Source organism: Streptomyces sp. NPDC051364, assembly GCF_040682115.1.
GTDB lineage: Bacteria > Actinomycetota > Actinomycetes > Streptomycetales > Streptomycetaceae > Streptomyces.
In genome coordinates this window covers 24566-46137 of sequence record NZ_JBFBAH010000024.1, presented here as the reverse complement: position 1 = coordinate 46137, position 21572 = coordinate 24566, and the positions used below count along the sequence as shown (strand labels likewise).

General features: G+C 71.9%; 19 protein-coding genes and 1 pseudogene. 14 read left to right on the top strand and 6 right to left on the bottom strand.

Going from position 1 to position 21572, the window contains the following annotated elements; genetic code table 11:
- Positions 1-156 precede the first annotated feature (156 nt).
- The 3 genes from tdh (at position 157) to AB0M76_RS32935 (ending at position 3576) form a co-directional block, all read left to right on the top strand.
- A complete protein-coding gene (gene tdh, locus AB0M76_RS32945) occupies positions 157-1185 on the top strand; it encodes an L-threonine 3-dehydrogenase (protein ID WP_365956468.1) in 1029 nt (342 codons plus the stop codon).
- A 158-nt stretch (positions 1186-1343) separates the two neighbouring features.
- Positions 1344-2549 carry a glycine C-acetyltransferase gene (locus tag AB0M76_RS32940; RefSeq protein WP_266669810.1) on the top strand — a complete coding sequence of 402 codons (1206 nt, stop codon included), beginning with the start codon at positions 1344-1346 and terminating at the stop codon, positions 2547-2549.
- 112 nt (positions 2550-2661) lie between these two features.
- Positions 2662-3576, top strand: a complete 915-nt coding sequence (locus AB0M76_RS32935; RefSeq protein ID WP_365956420.1) for a LysR substrate-binding domain-containing protein — start codon at positions 2662-2664, stop codon at positions 3574-3576.
- 171 nt (positions 3577-3747) lie between these two features.
- On the opposite strand, the gene AB0M76_RS32930 is transcribed toward AB0M76_RS32935, so the two are convergent.
- Both AB0M76_RS32930 and AB0M76_RS32925 read right to left on the bottom strand, forming a co-directional pair.
- Positions 3748-4338, bottom strand: a complete 591-nt coding sequence (locus tag AB0M76_RS32930; protein ID WP_365956419.1) for an ATP/GTP-binding protein — start codon at positions 4336-4338, stop codon at positions 3748-3750.
- A 287-nt stretch (positions 4339-4625) separates the two neighbouring features.
- Entirely contained in the window at positions 4626-5405 is a 780-nt protein-coding gene (locus tag AB0M76_RS32925; RefSeq protein ID WP_365956418.1) for a DeoR/GlpR family DNA-binding transcription regulator, read from the bottom strand.
- Positions 5406-5554: 149 nt separating this feature from the next.
- On the opposite strand from AB0M76_RS32925, the gene AB0M76_RS32920 reads away from it, so the two are divergent.
- From AB0M76_RS32920 to AB0M76_RS32910, 3 genes are all read left to right on the top strand, one after another.
- Entirely contained in the window at positions 5555-6457 is a 903-nt protein-coding gene (locus AB0M76_RS32920) for an SIS domain-containing protein (protein WP_365956417.1), read from the top strand.
- Entirely contained in the window at positions 6454-7290 is an 837-nt protein-coding gene (locus tag AB0M76_RS32915; RefSeq protein WP_365956416.1) for a class II fructose-bisphosphate aldolase, read from the top strand. The genes AB0M76_RS32920 and AB0M76_RS32915 overlap by 4 nt, the downstream gene beginning before the upstream one ends.
- A 177-nt stretch (positions 7291-7467) precedes the next feature.
- Complete coding sequence (locus AB0M76_RS32910; protein WP_365956415.1) at positions 7468-7818, top strand: hypothetical protein; 351 nt, start codon at positions 7468-7470, stop codon at positions 7816-7818.
- Between the two features lie 15 nt (positions 7819-7833).
- Here the strand turns inward: AB0M76_RS32910 and AB0M76_RS32905 are convergent, their stop codons facing one another.
- Positions 7834-8622 carry a hypothetical protein gene (locus tag AB0M76_RS32905; protein ID WP_365956414.1) on the bottom strand — a complete coding sequence of 263 codons (789 nt, stop codon included), beginning with the start codon at positions 8620-8622 and terminating at the stop codon, positions 7834-7836.
- A gap of 181 nt (positions 8623-8803) precedes the next feature.
- On the opposite strand from AB0M76_RS32905, the gene AB0M76_RS32900 reads away from it, so the two are divergent.
- Positions 8804-9994, top strand: a complete 1191-nt coding sequence (locus AB0M76_RS32900) for an acyl-CoA dehydrogenase family protein (protein ID WP_365956467.1) — start codon at positions 8804-8806, stop codon at positions 9992-9994.
- A gap of 209 nt (positions 9995-10203) precedes the next feature.
- Positions 10204-12069, top strand: a complete 1866-nt coding sequence (locus AB0M76_RS32895) for a multicopper oxidase domain-containing protein (protein WP_365956413.1) — start codon at positions 10204-10206, stop codon at positions 12067-12069.
- A 298-nt stretch (positions 12070-12367) separates the two neighbouring features.
- Here the strand turns inward: AB0M76_RS32895 and AB0M76_RS32890 are convergent, their stop codons facing one another.
- A complete protein-coding gene (locus AB0M76_RS32890) occupies positions 12368-13390 on the bottom strand; it encodes an agmatine deiminase family protein (protein WP_365956412.1) in 1023 nt (340 codons plus the stop codon).
- 291 nt (positions 13391-13681) lie between these two features.
- Between AB0M76_RS32890 and AB0M76_RS32885 the strand changes: the two are divergent.
- Positions 13682-13810, top strand: a pseudogene (locus AB0M76_RS32885) (helix-turn-helix domain-containing protein); the annotation flags it as partial.
- Positions 13811-13929: 119 nt separating this feature from the next.
- Here AB0M76_RS32885 and AB0M76_RS32880 read toward each other — a convergent pair.
- Complete coding sequence (locus tag AB0M76_RS32880) at positions 13930-14517, bottom strand: helix-turn-helix domain-containing protein (protein WP_365956411.1); 588 nt, start codon at positions 14515-14517, stop codon at positions 13930-13932.
- 112 nt (positions 14518-14629) lie between these two features.
- Between AB0M76_RS32880 and AB0M76_RS32875 the strand changes: the two genes are divergently transcribed.
- The 4 genes from AB0M76_RS32875 (at position 14630) to AB0M76_RS32860 (ending at position 20537) form a co-directional block, all read left to right on the top strand.
- A complete protein-coding gene (locus AB0M76_RS32875; RefSeq protein ID WP_365956410.1) occupies positions 14630-15793 on the top strand; it encodes an agmatine deiminase family protein in 1164 nt (387 codons plus the stop codon).
- A 132-nt stretch (positions 15794-15925) separates the two neighbouring features.
- The gene (locus tag AB0M76_RS32870) at positions 15926-16864 is read left to right on the top strand and encodes an oxygenase MpaB family protein (RefSeq protein WP_365956409.1); all 939 of its coding nucleotides are present in this window, start codon (positions 15926-15928) and stop codon (positions 16862-16864) included.
- A gap of 32 nt (positions 16865-16896) precedes the next feature.
- Positions 16897-18972 carry a serine/threonine-protein kinase gene (locus AB0M76_RS32865; protein ID WP_365956408.1) on the top strand — a complete coding sequence of 692 codons (2076 nt, stop codon included), beginning with the start codon at positions 16897-16899 and terminating at the stop codon, positions 18970-18972.
- The gene (locus AB0M76_RS32860) at positions 18969-20537 is read left to right on the top strand and encodes an NAD(P)/FAD-dependent oxidoreductase (protein ID WP_365956407.1); all 1569 of its coding nucleotides are present in this window, start codon (positions 18969-18971) and stop codon (positions 20535-20537) included. The genes AB0M76_RS32865 and AB0M76_RS32860 overlap by 4 nt, the downstream gene beginning before the upstream one ends.
- Before the next feature lie 6 nt (positions 20538-20543).
- Here the strand turns inward: AB0M76_RS32860 and AB0M76_RS32855 are convergent, their stop codons facing one another.
- Positions 20544-21005, bottom strand: a complete 462-nt coding sequence (locus AB0M76_RS32855) for a nitroreductase family deazaflavin-dependent oxidoreductase (RefSeq protein WP_365956406.1) — start codon at positions 21003-21005, stop codon at positions 20544-20546.
- Positions 21006-21154: 149 nt separating this feature from the next.
- Between AB0M76_RS32855 and AB0M76_RS32850 the strand changes: the two genes are divergently transcribed.
- Positions 21155-21541: a VOC family protein gene (locus tag AB0M76_RS32850; RefSeq protein WP_365956405.1), complete on the top strand. Its 387-nt coding sequence runs from the start codon at positions 21155-21157 to the stop codon at positions 21539-21541.
- Positions 21542-21572 lie beyond the last annotated feature (31 nt).

The window sequence follows — 21572 nt, the reverse complement described above, 5'->3', positions numbered from 1 at the left end:
CACGTGAGGAGCATAGGCGTGAAGCTGGGCTGTCGACCCGCTTAAGAAATCCTCGATGGACTGATCACCTCCGCGCTCGGCAGATTGGTCCCTGTCGATACGTCGCACCCGACCCTGTGGTTGCAACGTTCCCTCCGCATGCCTGGAGCCACCCCGATGAAGGCACTCGTCAAGCACAAGGCCGAGCCCGGACTGTGGCTCATGGACGTACCCGAGCCCGAGTACGGCCCCGGCGACGTGCTGATCAAGGTGCTGCGCACCGGCATCTGCGGTACGGACCTGCACATCCGCTCCTGGGACGGCTGGGCGCAGGGCGCGGTCAAGACGCCGCTCGTGCTCGGCCACGAGTTCGTGGGCGAGGTCGCCGCCGTCGGCACTGACGTCCAGGACATCGAGACCGGCGCACTCGTCAGCGGCGAGGGCCACCTGGTGTGCGGCAAGTGCCGCAACTGCCTGGCCGGGCGCCGCCACCTGTGCCGCAGCACGGTCGGCCTCGGCGTCGGGCGGGACGGCGCCTTCGCCGAGTACGTCGTCCTGCCCGCACAGAACGTGTGGGTGCACCGGACCCCCGTGGACCTGGACGTGGCGGCGATCTTCGACCCGTTCGGCAACGCCGTTCACACGGCGCTGTCGTTCCCGCTGGTCGGCGAGGACGTGCTGATCACCGGCGCGGGCCCGATCGGGATCATGGCGGCGGCCGTGGCCAAGCACGCCGGTGCGCGCAACGTCGTCATCACCGACGTCAGCCCCGAGCGCCTCGAGATCGCCCGCAAGGCCGGCGCCACGCTCGCGCTCGACGTCTCGAAGGCGACGATCGCCGACGCGCAGGCGCGACTGGGCCTGCGCGAGGGCTTCGACATCGGCCTGGAGATGTCCGGCCGCGCCGAGGCCATGCGCGACATGATCGACAACATGACGCACGGCGGCCGGATCGCCATGCTGGGCCTGCCCGCGCAGGAGTTCCCGGTGGACTGGGCGAAGGTCGTCACCTCGATGATCACGATCAAGGGCATCTACGGCCGCGAGATGTTCGAGACCTGGTACGCGATGACGGTGCTGCTGGAGGGCGGCCTGGACCTCAGCCCGGTCATCACCGGCCGCTACTCGCACCGTGACTTCGAGGCCGCGTTCGACGAGGCGGCCACCGCCCGCAGTGGCAAGATCATCCTGGACTGGACGGCGTAAGGGCCCTTCCGGCCCCCGGACCGGAGGGCGCAACGGCCCTCCGTTCCTCCCCGCCTCCGTCCCACCGAACCATCTCCCTCCGGCCGGGCCCCGCCCACCCTCCCCCCTCCGCGGGGCCCGGCCCCCTTCGTCCGCCGCTCAAGGAGAAGCCGAAGCCCATGTTCGAGTCCGTACGCGAAGACCTCCGCACCACCCTCGACGAGATCCGCGCCGCGGGCCTGCACAAGCCCGAGCGCGTCATCGGCACCCCGCAGAACGCGGCCGTGGCGGTCACCGCGGGCGGCGCGCCCGGTGAGGTCCTCAACTTCTGCGCCAACAACTACCTGGGCCTGGCCGACCACCCCGAGGTCGTCGCCGCCGCCAAGGACGCGCTGGACCGCTGGGGCTACGGCATGGCCTCGGTCCGCTTCATCTGCGGTACGCAGGAGGTGCACAAGGAGCTCGAGGCGCGGCTGTCCTCGTTCCTCGGCCAGGAGGACACGATCCTCTACTCCTCGTGCTTCGACGCCAACGGCGGCGTCTTCGAGACCCTGCTCGGCGCCGAGGACGCGGTGATCTCCGACGCCCTCAACCACGCCTCGATCATCGACGGCATCCGCCTGTCCAAGGCCCGCCGCTTCCGGTACGCCAACCGCGACATGACCGAGCTCGAGGCCCGCCTGAAGGAGGCCACCGAGGGCGGCGCCCGCCGCAAGCTGATCGTCACGGACGGCGTCTTCTCCATGGACGGCTACGTCGCGCCGCTCGCCGAGATCTGCGACCTGGCCGAGCGCTACGACGCCATGGTCATGGTCGACGACTCGCACGCCGTCGGCTTCGTCGGCCCCGGCGGCCGCGGCACGCCGGAGCTGCACGGGGTCATGGACCGCATCGACATCATCACCGGCACCCTCGGCAAGGCCCTGGGCGGCGCGTCCGGCGGCTACGTCGCGGCCCGCGCCGAGATCGTCGAGCTGCTGCGCCAGCGCTCGCGCCCGTACCTGTTCTCCAACTCCCTCGCCCCGGTCATCGCGGCCGCCTCCCTGAAGGTCCTGGACCTGCTGGAGTCGGCCGGCGACCTGCGCGAGCGCCTCGCGGCCAACACCTCGCTCTTCCGTACGAAGATGACCGAGGCCGGCTTCGAGATCCTCCCCGGCGACCACGCCATCGCCCCGGTGATGATCGGCGACGCGGCGGAGGCCGCCAGGATGGCGGAGCTGCTGCTGGAGCGCGGCGTGTACGTGATCGGGTTCTCCTACCCGGTGGTCCCGATGGGCGCGGCCCGAATCCGCGTCCAGCTCTCGGCGGCCCACTCCACGGCCGACGTGGAACGCGCGATCGCGGCCTTCATCGACGCCCGCTCGGCGCTGGCGGCGGGGGCCTGACGGGTCTGACCCGTCGGGTGGCCTGACGGGTCAGACCGGCCGGACCGGCCGGGTGGCCCGGGCGGCGCGATCGGCGGCCTTGGCGGCCTGCGTCACCTGCGAGAATGGTGGGGTGATCGACCCCCGCCGGCTGCGAATTCTGCGGGCCGTGGCGGACCACCGTACGGTGACCGCCGCGGCCGCAGCCCTGTACCTCACCCCGTCCGCCGTCTCCCAGCAGCTCGCGGCGCTGGAGCAGGAGACCGGGCACGTGCTGCTGACCCGCAGCGGCCGGGGGGTACGGCTGACGGCGGCCGGCGACATCCTGCTCGGGCACGCCCACGAGGTCCTCGCCCAGCTGGAGCGTGCCGAAGCCGAGCTCGCCGCCTACGCGGGAGGCGCCGCGGGTGAGGTCACGGTGGCGGCCTTCGCCACCGGCATCGCCGAGGTGCTCGCCCCGGCCATCGCCCGCCTGGCCCGCGAGCACCCGGGCATCCGCCTCCGCGTCCGGGATGCGGAAGGCGACCAGAGCCTGCCGCTGCTGCTGGACGGCGAAGCCGACCTCGCGCTGGCGGTCGAGTACCGCGGCGCCCCGGGCGCCGATGACGGCCGCCTCTCGGTACTCCCGCTGTACGCGGAGCCCTTCGACGCGGTGCTCCCCTCGGGGCACCCCCTGGCCGACTTCCCCGAGGTGTCGCTGGCGGACCTGTCCGACGCGGACTGGGTGGGGCAGTATCCGGGGAACCCGTGCCACGACGTGACCCTGCTGGCCTGCGAACTGGCGGGCTTCCAGCCCCGGTTCGTGCACTCGTCGGACGACTTCCGCGCCGTGACGGCACTGGTGGGAGCCGGGGCGGGAGTGGCCCTCGTCCCGCGCTCGGCGCTGCGCGGCATGGACCTCAAGGAGGTCCAGGTCCGCCCGGTGGCGGGCCCGGCGCCCACCCGCAGGGTCTTCGCGGCAACCCGCCGCGGCGCGGAATCCCACCCCCTGATCGCCCCGGTCCTGGCAGCCCTGGGCCACGAGGCGGGCCGCCTGCCGCCGCACTGAGCGGAGCAGGTGGCGGGGTCCGAGCCGATCGGCGTCGGGAGTGGGTACGGGGGCAGGGCACGTACGAGGCGGAGTCCGCCGACGCCGTCGCCCAGGTCGAGCAGGTCTTCGGCGACGGCACGTACGCGACGGGGCCTGGCGGCCCTGCGGGAACGGTTCGCGCGGTAGCCCTCACGGATTCCGATCCGGTCGAGTGGCGCGGCGGTGGCGAGGGGCACGAGGCCCATCGGCGGCGCTGAACTGCACCGCTGCCATGCGTTCCCGTGAAATCCGGTCGAGCAGTACCACCGAGACCGCCTCGGGCACCGCTGCCGAGCCGTGCAGGCAGAGCGCTTCGAACAGTCGGTCCAATCGCTGCCGATGTCGCGCGAACACGCGGCGAGGGGCCCGCCGGGCCCGCGCCTCCTGCCCGGCCAGGGCCTCGGCCGCTCCGACGTCCAGCAGGACGACGTGCAGCTCACCGCCGCGGCGCCGCGCCGTCCAGGAGAGCCACCGCCGCATCCAGGTCCGGCTGCCGCAGTCGTGGGCCAGGAGCGGTCCCTCCGAGAGGACTTCGCTGCGCAGCCGCCAGAAGTGCCTGAGCCGAGCCCACGGGCGGTACACCGCGTACGGCAGCCACGCGGGCATCACTGCCTCGCAGGCGACGTGGGAGGCTCGGGGGTCGACAACGGGCGCCACGCACGACCAGCGGCGGAGCAGGGTGCTCTTGCCGCTGCCGGGGAGTCCGGACACCACCACCACAGCGCCGGCCGGGTACGACATCAGGACCGGTCCTCCGCCTTGCCCCCGTAGGTCCACCAACCCGCGCGGGCGTATCACCGGTCCGGCCGCGCCCTCGCCAACGGCCTTCCCGCCCCTCACGTCCACCACGGACAGGCCACTCACCTCCCCCTCTGTGCACCCGACACGGAGTGATCGCTACGCTCTCCGTCGACGTGGCGGATGCCAAGGGGGCGGCGCGCCTGCCGGCGTACCCCCGCTCGCGCGCGCCGCTGCAACACGGCGTCCACGATCTTCGCAGGCCGGTCGGCCGCCCCTCACAGGGGGCCTTACACCCGCCGTACCTCCACACCCGCCTCTTCGAACTCCGCCGCCACCGCGTCCGGGAGGGACACGTCCGTTACGAGGATGTCCACCGAGCGGGTCGGGCAGATGCGGGCGAAGGCGCGGACCGCGAGTTTGCTGGAGTCCGCCGCGATGACCACCCGGCGGGCCCGTTCGCACAGCAGGCGGTTCATCGCGGCCTCGTCCTCGTGGCGGGTCGCCGCGCCGTCGGCCGGGTCGAAGGCGTCCACACCGACGACCGCCGTGTCCATCGTGAGCTGGCCCAGGACCTGCTGCGCCAGCGGGCCGGTCAGCTCGTACGACTGGGGGCGGGCGACCCCGCCCGTCAGCACGATCTTGAACTGCGGCCTGATGACGAGCTCGCCCGCGATGTTCAGCGCGTTGGTCACCACCGTCAGCGCCGGCGAGCCCGACGCCAGGTCCGGGCGGCCGGCCAGGGCGCGGGCCACCTCCGTGGTCGTCGTGCCGCCGGTCAGGCCGATCACCTCGCCCGGCGTGATCAGCTCCGCCACCGCCTGGCTGATGCGCTGCTTCTCCGCGGCGCGGCGGGACGTCCGGTAGCGCAGGGGGAGTTCGTACGAGACGCCGTGGACCACCGCTCCGCCGCGCGTGCGGACCAGCAGCTGCTGCTCGGCCAGCTGGTCGAGGTCGCGGCGGATGGTCGCGGCGGACACGCCGAGGGCCTCCGCCGCCGGCTCGACCTCCAGCTCGCCCCGCTCCACCAGCAGATCCAGCAGCGTCTGCCAGCGCTCCTTGCGGGTCATGGACCCCACGGCGTTCGACCCCCTCGAGTGTGCTCCATCGGCCTACGTGTCGACATTAACTCAGGAGATCAACCCCTAAGGTGCTTGAAGTTGCGTGAAATGGGCCGCTACCTTGCAGGAAACTGCACCCACCACGCCAGGGAGCCGCCATGAGCCACGTCGCGTACGAGTTGGGCACCCAGCCCGAGTGCTGGGAGCGGGCCGCCGAACTGGCCCCGTCCCAGCGGGCGTTGCTGCCGCAGCCGGGGGAGCGTACCGCGATCGTCGGGTGCGGGACCTCGTACTACATGGCCCAGGCGGCCGCCGCCCTGCGCGAGGAGGTCGGCCAGGGGGAGACCGACGCCTTCCCCGCCTCGGAGTTCCCCCTGCACCGGCGCTACGACCGGGTCGTGGCGCTGACCCGGTCCGGCACCACCACCGAGGTGCTCGATCTGCTGGCCGGGCTGCGGGACGCCGGTGTGCGTACGACCGCCGTCATCGGGGACCCGGCGACGCCGGTGATGACCCTCGCCGACGAGCTCGTCGTCCTCGACTTCGCCGACGAGCAGTCCGTCGTGCAGACCCGCTTCGCGACCACCGCCCTGACCCTGCTGCGCGCCCACGCCGGCCGGCACACCGCCGCAGCCGTCGCCGACGCGCGTACGGCGCTCGCCGAGCCGCTGCCCGAACAGGCGGCCACTCGCGGGCAGTTCACCTTCCTCGGCCGCGGCTGGAGCGTGGGCCTCGCCCACGAGGCCGCGCTGAAGATGCGCGAGGCCTCCCTGTCCTGGTCCGAGTCGTATCCGGCGATGGAGTACCGGCACGGGCCGATCAGCGTCACCGGGCCCGGCACCCTCACCTGGTCGCTCGGCGAGGCACCCGACGGGCTCGCCGAGCAGGTGCGGGCGACCGGCGGCCAGTGGGTGGCCGGGCGGCTCGATCCGCTCGCCGAGCTGGTACGGGTCCACCGGCTGGCGATCGCCGTCGCGGCCCACCAGGACCTGGATCCGGACCAGCCGCGGAACCTGACCCGCTCGGTGATCCTCACCGCCGGTGAGGAGGCGGTCCGATGAGCCTCGTCTCCGCCGGGACGCTCGTCCTCGAGGCGGCCGCCGCCGGCCGCGCCGTCGCCGCGTTCAACATCATCACCCTGGAGCACGCCGAGGCCGTCGTCGCCGGGGCGGAGCAGGCGGGCCTGCCGGTCATCCTGCAACTGAGCGAGAACGCCGTGAAGTTCCGCGCCGGCCGGCTGCTGCCCATCTCGCGCGCCGCCACCGCCTGCGCGGAGGCCGCCGGGATCCCGGTCGGCCTGCACCTGGACCACGTCAAGAGCGCCGACCTGCTCCGGCAGGCCGTGGACGCCGGGTTCAGCTCGGTGATGTACGACGCCGCGCAGCTCCCGTATGCGGAGAACCTGGAGGCCACCCGCTCCGCGGCCGACTGGGCGCACGCCAACGGGCTGTGGGTCGAGGCCGAGCTGGGGGAGGTCGGCGGGAAGAACGGCGCCGCCCCGCTCGACCCGCACGCGCCCGGTGCCCGTACCGACCCGGACGAGGCCCGGCGGTTCGTCGCCGACTCCGGTGTCGATGCGCTGGCCGTGGCGGTCGGCAGCAGCCACGCGATGACCAGCCGCACCGCCGCGCTGGACCACGCGCTGCTCGCCCGGCTGGCGAAGACCGTGGACGTGCCGCTGGTGCTGCACGGCTCCTCGGGCCTGCCGGACGGGGAGCTCGCGGCGGCGGTGGCGGGCGGCATCCGCAAGGTCAACATCGGCACCGCGCTGAACCTGGCCATGACCGAGGCCATCCGCACGCACCTGACCCCGGCGGACCCGCGCCCGTACCTGACGGCGGCCCGTACGGCGATGGCGGCGACGGCCGCGGCGATGATCACGGCGCTGAACTGACGGTGTGGTGAGCCGAACGTGGGCGCGCAAAGGGGGTAAATGCCCTGGACAATAGGGCGGGAAACCACCCTTTTCGGTGAAGCGGAAGAACCGTTTGATCATGCTCGGAGCCCCCTAGCGTGATCACCGTCGCCTTCAGTGACGTCCTCCGCACCGCCATCCGAAAGGGAAGCCCCCATGCGCCTCCGTACTGCCGTGGTCGCCGCCGCCAGCGCCCTCACCCTCCTCCTCGCCGTCCCCGGCTCGGCCAGTGCCGCCACGGGCGAGTTCGAGTACTCGTACGTCGGCCTGGACGGGCAGCCGCGGCAGGAGCGGTTCTCCGACCCGGAGGACCGCACGTGCGTCGTCATCCCCGAGGTCGCCGACCCGGACTCCTCCGAGCCGGCCTTCTCCCCGCGCAACCGGACCGACGCCTACGCGCGGGTTTTCACCGAGGCCGACTGCACGGGCGCCCACTTCGACCTGCGCCCGTTCACCGGCTACGGCTCGGCGCGCCTCAAGCTGCGCTCGGTGGTCTTCCTTCCCTGATCGGGCCCGCGAGGGTCAGCGGGGGGTGAGCCGGGCCTGGTGGCACGTGAGGGAGTGCCACCGGGCCCGGTCCGGTGTCGCGCCCCGGTCCAGGGTGCGGCGGGCCTCGATCGCGGTGACGTGGCGGTCGGTGGAGAGGCACAGGAGGACGAACAGGCCGGTGTGCGTGGGCTCGACGGTCTCCTCGTAGTACCACTCGGCAGTGACGGTCCGCCGGCCGGCCAGGAAGGGGCGCTGCAGGAAGTCCTGCACGTCGAGGGGGAAGTGCCCGAGCACCCCCTGGGCCTCCGGCGGGTCCAGGACCAGCCGCTCCACCGGTGCGCCGGGCCGGCCGGGCGCGGCCGAGCCGCCGCCCGCCTGCGCCGGCCGCGCGTCGAAGGAGCGGCTCAGCAGTGACCCGGGCTCCACCCGGACCCGCTCGCCCCGGTGCTCCTCCGCGCGGCCGTTGCGGTACACCGGCTGGACGCGGCACAGCCCCCGGTCTCCGAACACCACCGCGAACGGGGCGCCGTCGTCGTAGAGCCTGGCCCACCACACCAGGGACCGGCCCGCCTTCTCGAGCGTCTTGGTGCGTACATCGCTCGGCAGCAGCTCCCAGCACCCCTCGCGGGCGGGGACCCCGGGGTCGACGGGCAGCGCTCCCGGCTCGTGGATCTGGGTCACGCCCCCGGAGTGCTCCGACCGGGCGGCGGGGAGCCGGTCCGCGCGCACGCGGTCGGTGGGAGGCTGGTCCGCGGGCATCCGGTCCCGGCGCTCCGGCATCCGGTCCCGGCCGGCGAACTCCTGCTCCCAGGCCTTGTCCATGTGTCCCCCCGGTTCTGTGAACTCCCGTACCACGCACGCCCATTGTCGGCCACAGCCCGGCGCCCTGTCGGCGGTCGGCGGAATCGGCGGCCCGCGAGTCCTTCCCCCTTCTTGGAACACGTTCTACTCTGTGCGCCGCCACCACAGCGACCGGCTGGACCGCGAGACACCCGGAGGGGCCGTGCACCTCGAATACACGCCTGAGCAGCAGCAGTTGCGCACCGAACTGCGCGCCTACTTCGCCGAGCTGGTGCCGGAGGACGTCTACGCCCGCTACGAGGACCCCGCCGCGCAGAAGCGCTTCTATCGGGAGACCATCCGCCGGCTCGGCGCCGACGGCTGGCTCGGGGTCGGCTGGCCCAAGGAGTACGGCGGCCGCGGGATGTCCCCGATGGACCAGTTCATCTTCTTCGACGAGGCCGCGCAGGCCGTCGTACCGCTGCCGCTGATGGCGCTCAACACCGTCGGGCCGACCATCATGCAGTTCGGCACCGACGAGCAGAAGGCGTCCTTCCTGCCGAAGATCCTGGCCGGGGAGATCGACTTCGCCATCGGCTACAGCGAGCCGGATGCCGGCACCGACCTCGCCGCGCTCAAGTGCAAGGCCGTCCGTGAGGGCGACGAGGAGACCGGCACGTACGTGGTCAACGGCCAGAAGATCTGGACCACCAACGGCGACACCGCCGACTGGGTCTGGCTCGCCGTCCGCACCGACCCGGACGCCCCCGCGCACAAGGGCATCACCATGCTCCTCGTGCCGACCTCCGACCCCGGCTACTCCTGCACCCTGATCAACACCCTTGCCTCGCACGACACCACCGCCAGCTACTACGAGAACATCCAGGTCCCCGCGAACCGCCGCGTCGGGCAGGAGAACAAGGGCTGGCGCCTGATCACCAACCAGCTCAACCACGAGCGCGTCACGCTGGCCGCCCACGGCACCATGGCCATCCGTGCCCTGCACGACGTACAGCGCTGGGCCGCCGGGACCAAGCTCGCCGACGGCCGCCGCGTCATCGACCTCTCCTGGGTCCGGGGCCGCCTGGCTCGCACCCACGCCCGGCTCGACGCGATGAAACTGCTCAACTGGCAGATGGTCAACGCCGTCCAGGACGGCACCCTGACCCCGCAGGACGCCTCCGCCGTCAAGGTGTACGGCTCCGAGGCCCGCAGGGACGCGTACGCCTGGCTGATGGAGGTCGTCGGCGCGGCCGGCTCCCTCAAGGACGGCTCCGCGGGCGCGGTCCTGCACGGCGAGCTCGAACGCGGCTACCGCAGCGCCGTGATCTTCACCTTCGGCGGCGGCAACAACGAGATCCAGCGCGAGATCATCTCCTGGATCGGCCTGGGCATGCCCCGCGTCCGCCGCTGAGACGCGGCGCAACCGGCGATAATCATCAGGTTCCAATTCCGAATAATTGGATTCCAATTCTGATGTCTGTCGAATTGCCGCTCAATGAGTGGCATTCCCGGACCGGACCGGCGTGCTGCGGCTATGTTCCGAACCGGCCTTGTATCCCTTGAGCGTTACGCGAGGCGAGGGAAAAGGTGGAGACGATGGTTGGGCGAAGGAACTTCCTCATGGCCGGCGCCATGGGGGGTGCGGCCATGCTTCCGCAGGGTGTTCTGGGAACGCCGGCGCATGCATCGGACGGTCACGGTCACGGTCACGGATCAGGGTCTGCGGACACCGCGGTGCCGAAGACCCCTCCGCTGACGAAGTACGTCGACGCGCTGCCCACGCCGGTGACAGCCATCCCGGATCCTTCCGTCTATCCGGGCGCCGACTACTACGAGTACACGATGCGGCAGGGCTCCTGGCAATTCCACCGGGATCTCGGGCCGGCAACGGTGTGGGGTTACTGGGCCAAGAACCCGCACAGTCCCCGCAAGGCGATCGGCATGGGCTATCTCGGGCCGACCATCAGCGTCAACAAGGACCACCCGACCGTCGTCAAGTACCGCAACCACCTGCCGACCACCCACCTGTTCCAATCCGTGATCGACAGCATTCGCACCGGGGACCCCGAGCTCACCCCGATCCCTCCGCCGCCCTACGAGCCCATGCTGCCTTTCCCCTCGAACGTCAACGTCTGGAACGTCGTACACCAGCACGGCGGTTTCACAGCGCCGCAGTCCGACGGCATGCCGCTGCATTCGTTCAGCCCGGACGGCATCCACGCCGAGTCCTACACCACCCTGGACCCGAGCCGGGCCAAACCCAACGAGGCGATCTGCGCCTACACCAACCACGAGCGTTCGTCCCTGCTCTGGTATCACGATCACGGCATGGGGATGACCAGCCTCAACGTGTATGCGGGCCTGGCCGGTCTCTACGTCATCCGTGACCCGGAGGATGAGCAGCTCGGGCTGCCGCACGGCGAATTCGAGGTCCCCCTCATCCTGCAGGACCGGACCTTCAACCCGGACGGCTCGCTCGCCTACACCATGACCCTGCAGGAGGGCGAGGACACCCCGGTCGTCAACGGAAAGGCGTACCCCTTCCTGGCCGTCGAGCCGCGACGCTACCGGCTGCGCATTCTCAACGCTTCGAACGAGCGTTTCTGGCGGCTGAGGTTCGACACTCCCACGGACGCACTGCTTCAGCCCAACCTGCCGTTCTGGCTGATCGGCACCGACGGCGGCTTCCGTGCTCCGTTGCAGATGCTGAACTTCCTGATCGGGCCGGCCGAGCGATACGACCTGATCGTCGATTTCAGCCAGATGCCCATGGGCGCGAACATTACGATGACGAACTACCACGCGCCGGTCCACTACCCCGGCATGCCGGGCCAAGGGCCGCAGATCTCGGAAATCATGCAGTTCCGGGTCACCAAGCGACTGTCCGGAGGCCCGGACAGGAGTACTCCGCCCAAGGACCTCAAGCTGCCCACGGCCGAACCCATCGTGCCGAAGCCGGACACCCGTCGGCGGCAATGGGTCGTGTACCAGCACAAGCTCTTCAGCACCATGACGTTCAACGCGGTGCCGTTCATGGAGCCGTCGCAGGACTTCATCAAGGCGGGCTCGACCGAGATCTGGGAGTACATCAATCCCAACCACGACGCCCACCCGATGCATGTCCACCTCGTCAACTTCCAGGTGTTGAACAGGCAGCCGATCGACGCAGCCGCCTACCAGGCGGATTACGAGAAGTGGATCGACGGTGGCCGCAAACCGGAGGACATTCCGGTGCTGGAGAAGTACTTCACCGGCCCGGCGATTCCGCCGGACCCTGACGAAGCGCTCTCCGAAAAGGACACGGTCAAGTCCTATCCGGAGACGGTGACCAGAATCATCTGCCGGGAATTCAGCCCGCCGACGGAAACGATCGCGTCGATTCCGGACAGCGGAACCGAGTTCCCGGCGACCTACGTCCACCACTGCCACCTTCTCGAGCACGAAGACGACGACCTGATGCGCCCCTGGACCATCGTCCAGGACTGACGGTCAGCCGCGGGGGACGGCGCGGGTCGGGAAGTGGTCCACGGGCACCTCCGCGGCGAGGGCTTCCCGTACGAGGGCCGGATCGGCGGCGCCCGAGGCGGGCCGGGTGGAGCGGGCGGTCCGGGCCGGTCCTTGGGCGGGCCGGAACAGGCGGCGACCAGGGACACCGCGGCCAGGGCGGCGGCCGGCAGTGCGTACCGCCGGAGCGCGGACGGCCGGTGCGGGGCCCGCCGGAGCGCGGACCTGCGGGTTCCGGACCAGGGAAGGGATCTCGGCATCGGGGCTCTCTCTTCCATGCTCAGCGGGAGGTGGCGACGGACACCGGGGACGGGACCTGCTGGGTGATGCAGTGGACGCCGCCACCGCCGTACGCGATCACGCGGGAGCGGACGCCGACGACCTTGCGGCCGGGCAGCGCGGAGGCGATGACGGCGAGCGCCCCCTCGTCCTCGGGGACGTCCGCCACCGGGACGACGACCCCGCCGTTGGCGACGTAGAAGTTCAGGTAGCCGACCTCGGTCTCCCGGCCGGCCACCTCGACGAAGGCGCTCTGCGGGAGGTCGATGATCTCCAGGCGGCGCCCGGCGGCGTCGGTGGCGTCCTCCAGGACGGCGCGGTTCACCCGCATCCGCTCGTGGTCGGGGTGCTCCGGGTCGCTCGGCAGCTGGACGACCACCTTGCCGGGGGCGACGAACGCGCAGTCCCCGTCCACGTGCCCGTCCGTCTCGGTGTCCAGCAGACCGCCGTACGGCAGCCAGATCACCTTGGTGACGCCGAGGCGGGCGATCAGCTCCGCCTCGATCTCCTCCTTGCTCATCCCCGGGTTGCGGTTGGGGTGCAGGAGGCACTGCTCCGTGGTGATCAGCGTGCCCTCGCCGTCGACGGTGATCGCGCCGCCTTCGAGAATCATCCGGGATGCGATGCGCTGCACGCCGAGGTGCTCCAGCAGGGCGGCCGAGATCTTGTCGTCGGTGTCGTACGGGTGGTGCTTGCCGCCCCAGGCGTTGAAGCGGAAGTCCACCCCCGCGCGCTGTCCGTCGGGGCCGAGCACGAAGATCGGGCCGGAGTCCCGGAACCAGGAGTCGTCCAGCGGCAGTTCCACCACCGTGACGCCCTCCCCGCACCGCTCGCGGGTCTCGGCTCCGTTTCCGGGCAGCGCCACCATGGTCACCGGCTCGAACTGCGCGATCGCGCTCGCGACCTGTGCGTACTCCCACTTCACCTCGTCGAAGACGTCACCCCACAGCTCCTGCCGCGTTGGCCAGGCCATCAGGCAGCCCTCGAGCTCGGTCCACTCGGCCGGCATCCGGAAATCCGTCATGATCACTCCTGTGTGAATATTCAGTCAGCATGGAGGAAGGGGAGGTGGGGCTGCGTGCCCCGCATCCTCCTCCGTACTGAAAATTCAGTCAATGGTTCTGGTCGATGAGTTGCCGAATCGGCCGACGGCGCGTCCGGTGAGGCGTGGACACGCTGTCGTACTGATCACCGGTACTGCTGTGATCTGCCTCTGACCAGGCAGAATCGCGGCGCCGACGCACGGAAAGCGCGCCTGGTGATCTGGTCAGGAAATAGCCCCAGGTGACCGGCTCCGCGGCTAGAGTGACCCCTCGTGTCAGACCGTCGAACGGAAATACTCAGGGCCGCCACGCGAGTGATCGCGCGTCGCGGCGTGCGCGGACTTCGCGTCGGAGAGCTCGCCGCCGAGGCGGGGGTGTCCACCTCGCTGATCTACTACCACTGACACTGACTGAAAATTCAGTCAAGATGCAGAGTGCGAGAAACCCGCCCGTCGCAGAGGCCGGACGAGCGGCCGGCCTCTGCGGCGGGGTGGGTGAGCTGGAGGGGGCCCTGGTGCCGCTACCGGTCCGGCTGTGCCAGGTGCCGGAGCTCGGCCGCGATGGCCGTGGTCATCAGCTCGCGCGCGTGTGCCAGTGGCAGGCTGCCGCTGAGCCAGCGCGAACTCAGGCCCTCCACGAGGGCCGTCAGCCGCTCGGCGGCTCCGGCGAGCGCCGCGGCGCCCGCCATGGGCCGGACGCGGCCCAGCAGCTCGCCCACTTCCTGCACCCATACGAGCGTGGCACGGGCCAGGTCCTCGCGCAGGTCGGGGTCGAAGACCGCACTCGCCCGGAGCTCTCCCCAGGCCGTGCTGTTCTCCCGTACCTCGGGGCTGTCCTGGAACTCGAGGAGGAGGGTCTCCTCCAGCTCGCCCTGGGCGTCGAGCGGGGGCGCGTCGGGCTCCCGCTCCGTGGTGTACCGTCCCGCGCGGTCGTTGATGAACTCCAGGGTCGCGCGCAGGATCCCGGCGCGGTCCTTGAAGTGGTAGTAGATCAACGCCGTGGACACGCCCGCCTCCGCGGCGAGTTCCTCCACGCGCAGGCCGCGCACGCCGCGACGGGCGATCACCCGCGCGGCTCCTTCCAAGATTGCTGTTCGACGATCCGCCACAAGCCGACACCCTACCTGGGTACCCATTGCCCCCCGTACGCCCCGGTCCGACGAATTGACTGAATATCCAGTCAGTGTGACAGTTGGGGCCATGTCACCGCAGGAGCCTTCTGTGCCCCCTTCCTCCCTGTCCCGCCGTGCCGCCCTGCGCGCCTTCGCCGGTATCGGCGGAGCACTCGCCCTCGGAGCCGGAGCCGCCGCCTGCGCTCCTGCCGAGCCGGCCGATCCCGGAGCCGGCACCCCGCCCGCCCCCGGCGCGGCGGAGAAGCGCAGGTTCGGCGCCGAGTGGGAGAGCCACACCCGGACGTTCATGTCCTGGCCCGCACTGGAGCGGGTCTGGTACGAGCAGCTGCCCGCGGTGCGGGAGGACATCGCGCGCGTGGCCCGCGCGGTCGCCGCGTACGAACCCGTCGTGCTGCTCGCCCGGCCCGACCAGCAGGCGGCGGCGCAGAAGGCGTGCGGCTCGCAGGTCGAGGTGATCCCGGTCCCGGTGGACGACCTCTGGGCGCGGGACACCGTGCCGGTGTTCGTCGAGGAGCCCGGCAGGCTGCTCGGCGTCGACTTCAACTTCAGCGGCTGGGGCAACAAGCAGGAGCACCGCAACGACGCCCAGGTCGGCCGCGCCCTGCTCGCCGAGGACGGAATCGGGCGCGTACAGGCTCCGCTGGTCGCCGAGGGCGGCTCCTTCGAGACCGACGGCCAGGGAACCCTGCTGGTCACCGAGAGCTCGGTGGTCAACGAGAACCGCAATCCCGGCAAGAGCCGCGACCAGGTCGAGGCCGAGCTCAAGAGCACCCTCGGCATCAAGAAGGTGATCTGGCTCGCCGGCGTGCGCGGCCAGGACATCACGGACGCACACGTCGACAGCCTCGTCCGGTTCACCGCCCCGGGCGTCGTCCTCCTGGACCAGGCGTTCCCCGGTACCTCGCCCGACGTGTGGTCGCGCGCGGCCGACCAGGCGAGGACGGTGTTCAAGGACGCGACCGACGCGCGCGGCAAGCGCCTCGAGGTCGTCGACCTGCCCCAGCCGGACCTCGACAGGATCACCGGCCGCGGCGACGCGTTCGTGTCCACCTACGCGAACTTCTACGTGGCCAACGGGGCCGTCTTCATGCCCCGGTTCGGGGATGCCAAGGCCGACGACCGGGCGAGGGGGATCCTCCAGGAGCACTTCCCCGGGCGGGAGATCGTGCCCGTGAAGATCGACACCATCGCGTCCGGCGGTGGCGGCATCCACTGCTCGACGCACGACCAGCCCGGCAATCCGGCCGCCTGACCTGTTGTGCCCCTGCTCCGGTCCGCCGCGGCTAGGCTGGAGCGGAGGGGTGGCCGAGCGCCGCCCCGGCACGCGGGGCACGGGAGGCGTACGGGAGTTACGGGCGACACAGGACGTACGGGAGGTACGGGAATGGCCGCGACCCGGGGGAGCGTACCGACCCCGCCCGAGCGAGGGAGCGCACCGACCCCGCCCGAGGCCGACCCGGGGCTCTACGGGCCCGCGTCCGTCACCTGGCAGTGCCACGGCGATCCGGTCATGTGGATCGCCGGAATCCGCGCGCTCTACCTCCAGGCCCTGCACCCGCGCGCCGTCCGCGGGGTCGTGGAGAACAGCGACTTCCGCTCCGACGCCTGGGGCCGGCTGATCCGCACCGCCGACTTCGTCGGCACCGTCACCTACGGCACCACCGAGGCCGCCGAACGCGCCGGCGCCCGCGTCCGCCGGATCCACCGGAGCCTGTCCGCCACCGACCCCGCCACCGGCGAGCGGTTCCCCGTCGACGACCCCGAGCTGCTGCTCTGGGTGCACTGCGGGCAGATCGACAGTTTCCTGCACATCCTGCGCCGCTCCGGCGTCCCCCTCACCCCCGCCCAGGCCGACCGCTACGTCGACGAGAACCGCGTCAACGCCCGCCTCGTCGGCCTCGACCCGGCCCACGTCCCGGCCGACACGGCAGCCCTCGCCGCGTACTTCGAGAAGGTCCGCCCCGAGCTCGCCGCCGGCCCCGACGCCCGAGCCGTGGACGCCTTCCTGCGCAGCCCGCCCGTCCCTTCCCCCCTCGTCCCTGGCCGAAACCTGCTGTGGCGCCCGGTCGCGGAACTGGCCTACGGTTCCCTTCCCGGCTACGCGCACCGGCTGTACGGGCGGGCGGCGCCACCGGCGCCCGTCATCACCCGTCGCCTGCGCCTCACCGGTACCCTGCTGCGCAGCATTCCCGCAGGTCTGCGGTGGCAGCTGCCGCCAGGTCACATCTTGAAAGCGATGCGCCGCATGGGCCCCGGCAGCCGCCCCTCGGCGTACACACTGCGTACATCAGCGGCCATACTGGACCGGCCGGGGAGGGCGTAGACGGAGCACGACAACGGGGGCGGCTTTAAGACATGGCGGAGTCCAGACTGATCCAGGGCCGTTACCGGTCGCTCGATCTGATCGGGCGCGGCGGCATGGGCGAGGTGTGGCGCGCCCGGGACGAGTCGCTCGGCCGGCAGGTCGCAGTGAAATGCCTCAAGCCGCTCGGGCCCGAGCAGGACAACCACTTCACCCAGGTCCTGCGCGAACGCTTCCGCCGCGAGGCGCGCGTCGCCGCCTCCCTCCAGCACCGCGGCGTCACCGTCGTCCACGACTTCGGCGACGACAGCGCCGCGGGCGGCCCGCTCTACCTCGTCATGGAACTCCTCGACGGCCGCAACCTGAGCCAGCTCCTGGAGGACAACGAGACGCGCCCGCTCCCCGTGGACGTGGTCGTCGACATCGCGGAGCAGCTGGCCGCCGCCCTCGGCTACACCCACGACCAGGGCGTCGTCCACCGCGATCTGAAACCGGCCAACATCATGCGGCTCACCGACGGCACGGTGAAGATCTGCGACTTCGGCATCGCCCGCCTGGCCCACGACATCGGCTTCACCGCCAAACTCACCGGCGGCGCCATGGCCATGGGCACCCCGCACTACATGTCGCCCGAGCAGATCGCGGGCGGCGAGGTCGACCACCGCAGCGACCTGTACTCCCTCGGCTGCGTCCTGTACGAGATCGCCACCGGCGCCCCGCCCTTCGACCTCGGCGACTCCTGGTCGGTGCTGGTCGGCCACCGCGACAGCGCGCCCGTACCGCTGCGCGAGCACCGCCCCGAGCTGCCCGAGTACTTCGAGCAGGTGGTCCTGGACCTGCTGGCCAAGCGCCCCGAGGACCGCCCCGGCGACGCCCGCCACCTGCACCGGCGGCTCGTCGAGGACCGCGTCGGCCCCGGCGGTCTGCCCGGCGCCCAAGCGCCCCTGCCCGCCTGGGCCGACGGCATGACCGCCGGCCGCAAGGCGGGAATCGACGCCCGCCCCGCGAGCGGCGCCTGGGCCGTGCTCACCGGCTCCTGGACCGCCGGCCGCCCCAGCGGCGAGCACCGGATCCTGCGCCCCGCCGCCGCCGAGGACCCGCGGCTCACCGCGCCGTACGGGGTCCCGTACGCCTTCGGCTCCGACGGGACCGGCCTGGACGGGGCCGGCCCCGACGCGCTCGCCGCCGGCCACACCCGCGCCTTCGCCCTCAGCCGCGCGGGCCGGCCCGAGGAGGCCCTGGCCGCGTACGAAGCCGTCGCCGAGGGGCGCACCCGGGTGCTCGGCGCCGACCACACCGACACCCTCGCGGCGCGCCAGGAGGCGGCGTACGAACTGGGCCGGCTCGGACGCCACCGCGAGGCCCACGACGTCTACCGTGCGGTGCTCGTCGCCCGGGAACGCAGCACCGGCCCGCTCCATCCCGACACGCTGCGCTGCCGCCACAACCTCGCCTGCACCCTCGGGGCGCTGGGCCGGTTCGCGGACGCCCACCGCACCTCCGCCGAGGTCGCCGCCGACCGGGCGGCCGTGCTGGGCGCCGAGCACGCGGACACGCTGCTGACCCGGTACGAGGTCGCGTACGCGCTGGGCCGCCTCGAGCGCTGGCAGGAGGCCCTGGACGGGTTCCGCCACGTCGCCGCCGTACGGGAACGGGTGCTGGGCCGGGACCATCCCGACACCCTCGCCGCCCGCTACGAGGTCGGCATCGCGCTCGGCCGGACCGGGCACGCCGACCAGGCCCTGGACCTGTTCCGGGGCCTGGTCCGCGACCGCACCCGGGCGTACGGGGCCGCGGACCCCGAGACGCTCCGCGCCCGGCACGTCCTCGGCGTCAACCTGGGCCGGCTGGATCGCTGGGAGGAGGCGGTGGCCCAGGCCCGGCAGGTCGCCGCGGCCCGGGCCAAGGCGCTCGGCTCCGAGCACCCGGACACCCTCGTCAGCCGCCGCGAACTCGCCGTCGGGCTCGGCCGGCTGGGCCGCTGGGACGAGGCCCTGCCGGTGTACCGGGAGCTCTCCGGCATCCGCGAGCGCTCCCTCGGCGACGACCATCCGGACACGGTGGCGGCCCACGCCGACGAGGCGCACTGTCTGGAGCGGCTCGGCCAGGTGTGTTACCAAGAGCCATGACGAGCTTCGGGCACGATGTATACGACGACGTGATCGTGGGCGGCGGGCACAACGGACTGGTCGCCGCCGCGTACCTGGCCCGGGCGGGCCGTTCGGTGCTGGTCCTGGAGCGGCTCGGGAACACCGGCGGCGCCGCGATCTCCACCCGCCCCTTCGTCGGTGTCGACGCCCGGCTCTCGCGGTACTCGTACCTCGTGTCCCTGCTCCCGGCGAAGATCGTGCGCGACCTGGGGCTGAACTTCGCCGTCCGCAAGCGCACGGTCTCCTCGTACACCCCCGTCGAGCGCGACGGCCGGCCCGGCGGGCTGCTCGTCGGCGGCGGAGAGTCCCGCACCCGGGAGTCGTTCGCGCGGCTGACCGGCTCGGAGCGCGAGTACGAGAGCTGGCGCGCCTTCTACGGGAGGACCGGGCGGCTCGCCGAGAGGGTGTTCCCGACGCTGACCGAGCCGCTGCCCACACGCGCGGAGCTGCGGGCCCGGATCGACGACGAGGCGGCCTGGCGGATGCTGTTCGAGGAGCCGCTCGGGCGGGCCGTCGAGGAGCACTTCGCCGACGACCTGGTCCGGGGAGTGGTACTCACGGACGCCCTGATCGGCACCTTCGCGGACGCGCACGACGCCTCGCTCGCGCAGAACCGCTGCTTCCTGTACCACGTCATCGGCGGCGGGACGGGGGACTGGGACGTTCCGGTCGGCGGGATGGGCGCGCTCACCGACGCCCTGGCGGCGGCGGCCCGGGCGGCCGGGGCCGAGATCGCCACCGGGCACGAGGTGCTCCGGATCGAGACGGACGGGCGGGCGCCGGCCGAGGTGACGTTCCGTACGGCGACCGGCGAGGGACGGGTCGTCGCACGAACGGTGCTGGTCAACGCCTCTCCGCGGGCCTTGGGCGAGCTTCTGGGGGAGGCGGATCCGGCGCCCCCGGTCGAGGGCGCGCAGCTCAAGGTCAACATGCTGCTGCGGCGGCTGCCGCAGCTGCGGGACACCTCGGTGGACCCGCGGGAGGCCTTCGGCGGCACCTTCCACATCGCCGAGGGGTACGCGGAGCTGGCCCGGGCCTACGCCGAGGCGGCCACCGGGGAACTGCCGTCCGTACCGCCCTCGGAGATCTACTGCCACTCGCTGACCGACCCCTCGATCCTCGGGCCGGAGCTCGTGGAGCAGGGGTACCAGACGCTGACCCTGTTCGGCCTGCACACCCCGGCCCGGCTGTTCGAGAAGGACAATCAGGGGGCGCGGGAGGTGCTGCTGACCGGCACGCTCGCGCAGCTGGACGCGCACCTGGCCGAGCCGATCACCGACTGCCTGGCGTTCGACGCGGACGGGCGGCCGTGCATCGAGGCCAAGACCCCGCTCGACCTGGAGCGCGAACTGCGGCTGCCCGGCGGGCACATCTTCCACCGGGACCTGTCCTGGCCGTACGCGGAAGATCAGGGCGCGGCAGGCCGCTGGGGGGTGGGGACCCCGTACGCCAACGTCCTGCTGTGCGGCGCGGGCGCCGTGCGCGGAGGCGGCGTCAGCGGGGTCCCCGGCCACAATGCGGCGATGGCGGTGCTGGGGCACTGACCGCCGTTACGCGGTGGGGCCGACCGGCTCGATGACGACGATCGGGATCTCGCGGTCGGTCTTGGTCTGGTACTCGTCGTACGCGGGCCAGTGCTTCACCATCACGGGCCAGTACGCGGTGTGCTCCCCGGGCGTCGCGGTGCGGGCCGTGCCCTGGAGGATCTTCGGGCCGACCTGGATGCGGACCTCGGGGTGAGCCGTCAGGTTCTTGTACCAGAGCGGGTGCTCATCGTCGCCGCCCTTGGAGGCGACGATGAGGTAGCGGCCGTCGGCCTCGCCGTAGATGAGCGGGGTGCGCACGGCGTTGCCTGAGACCCGCCCCACGGTGGTGAGCAGCAGGGTCTGGGTGCCGTTCCAGTCGTGGCCCTCGGCCCCGTTCGATGCGACGTACTGCTTGACGTGGTCGAGCTGCCAGGTGCCCGGCTTGGGGTCCTTCGGGTGGTCCCAGTCGATGTCGGTGGTCGCCATTGCCTGTACCTGCTTTCGCTGTCGAGGTGCGTGCGGGGTTGAACAGTCAACGAAACTCAACGAACGTCAACGGCACGGGGTACGGCTTTTATGCCGCCGGTCCCCTTCGTCGACGGTCGCAGGGAGGTGCGCGGTTCTAGGATCGAGCCGTGATCGCCGAACTCCAGTGTGTGGTGTTGGACTGCCCCGATCCGCTGCGGCTTGCCGAGTTCTACCGGGCGGTACTGGGTGGAGCCGTCAACCAGCCGGACCCGCGGTGGTCGGTCGACGAGGAATGGGCGACCCTGCACGCCCCGTCGGGTCTCGTGCTCGCCTTCCAGCGGGTGGCGGACCACCGTCCGCCGCGCTGGCCGGACCCCGCCCACCCCCAGCAGTTCCACCTTGACTTCGGCGTGCCGGACCTGGACCGGGCGCAGGAGCAGGTGCTGGCCTGCGGTGCGACTCTGCTGGACGCCCGCGCCGATGCCGGCCCCGACGGCTGGCGCGTCTACGCGGACCCGGCGGGCCACCCCTTCTGCCTGGTCCGCCAGGCCTGACGCGGCACTGAGCGGTCTCGGGGAAGTGGGG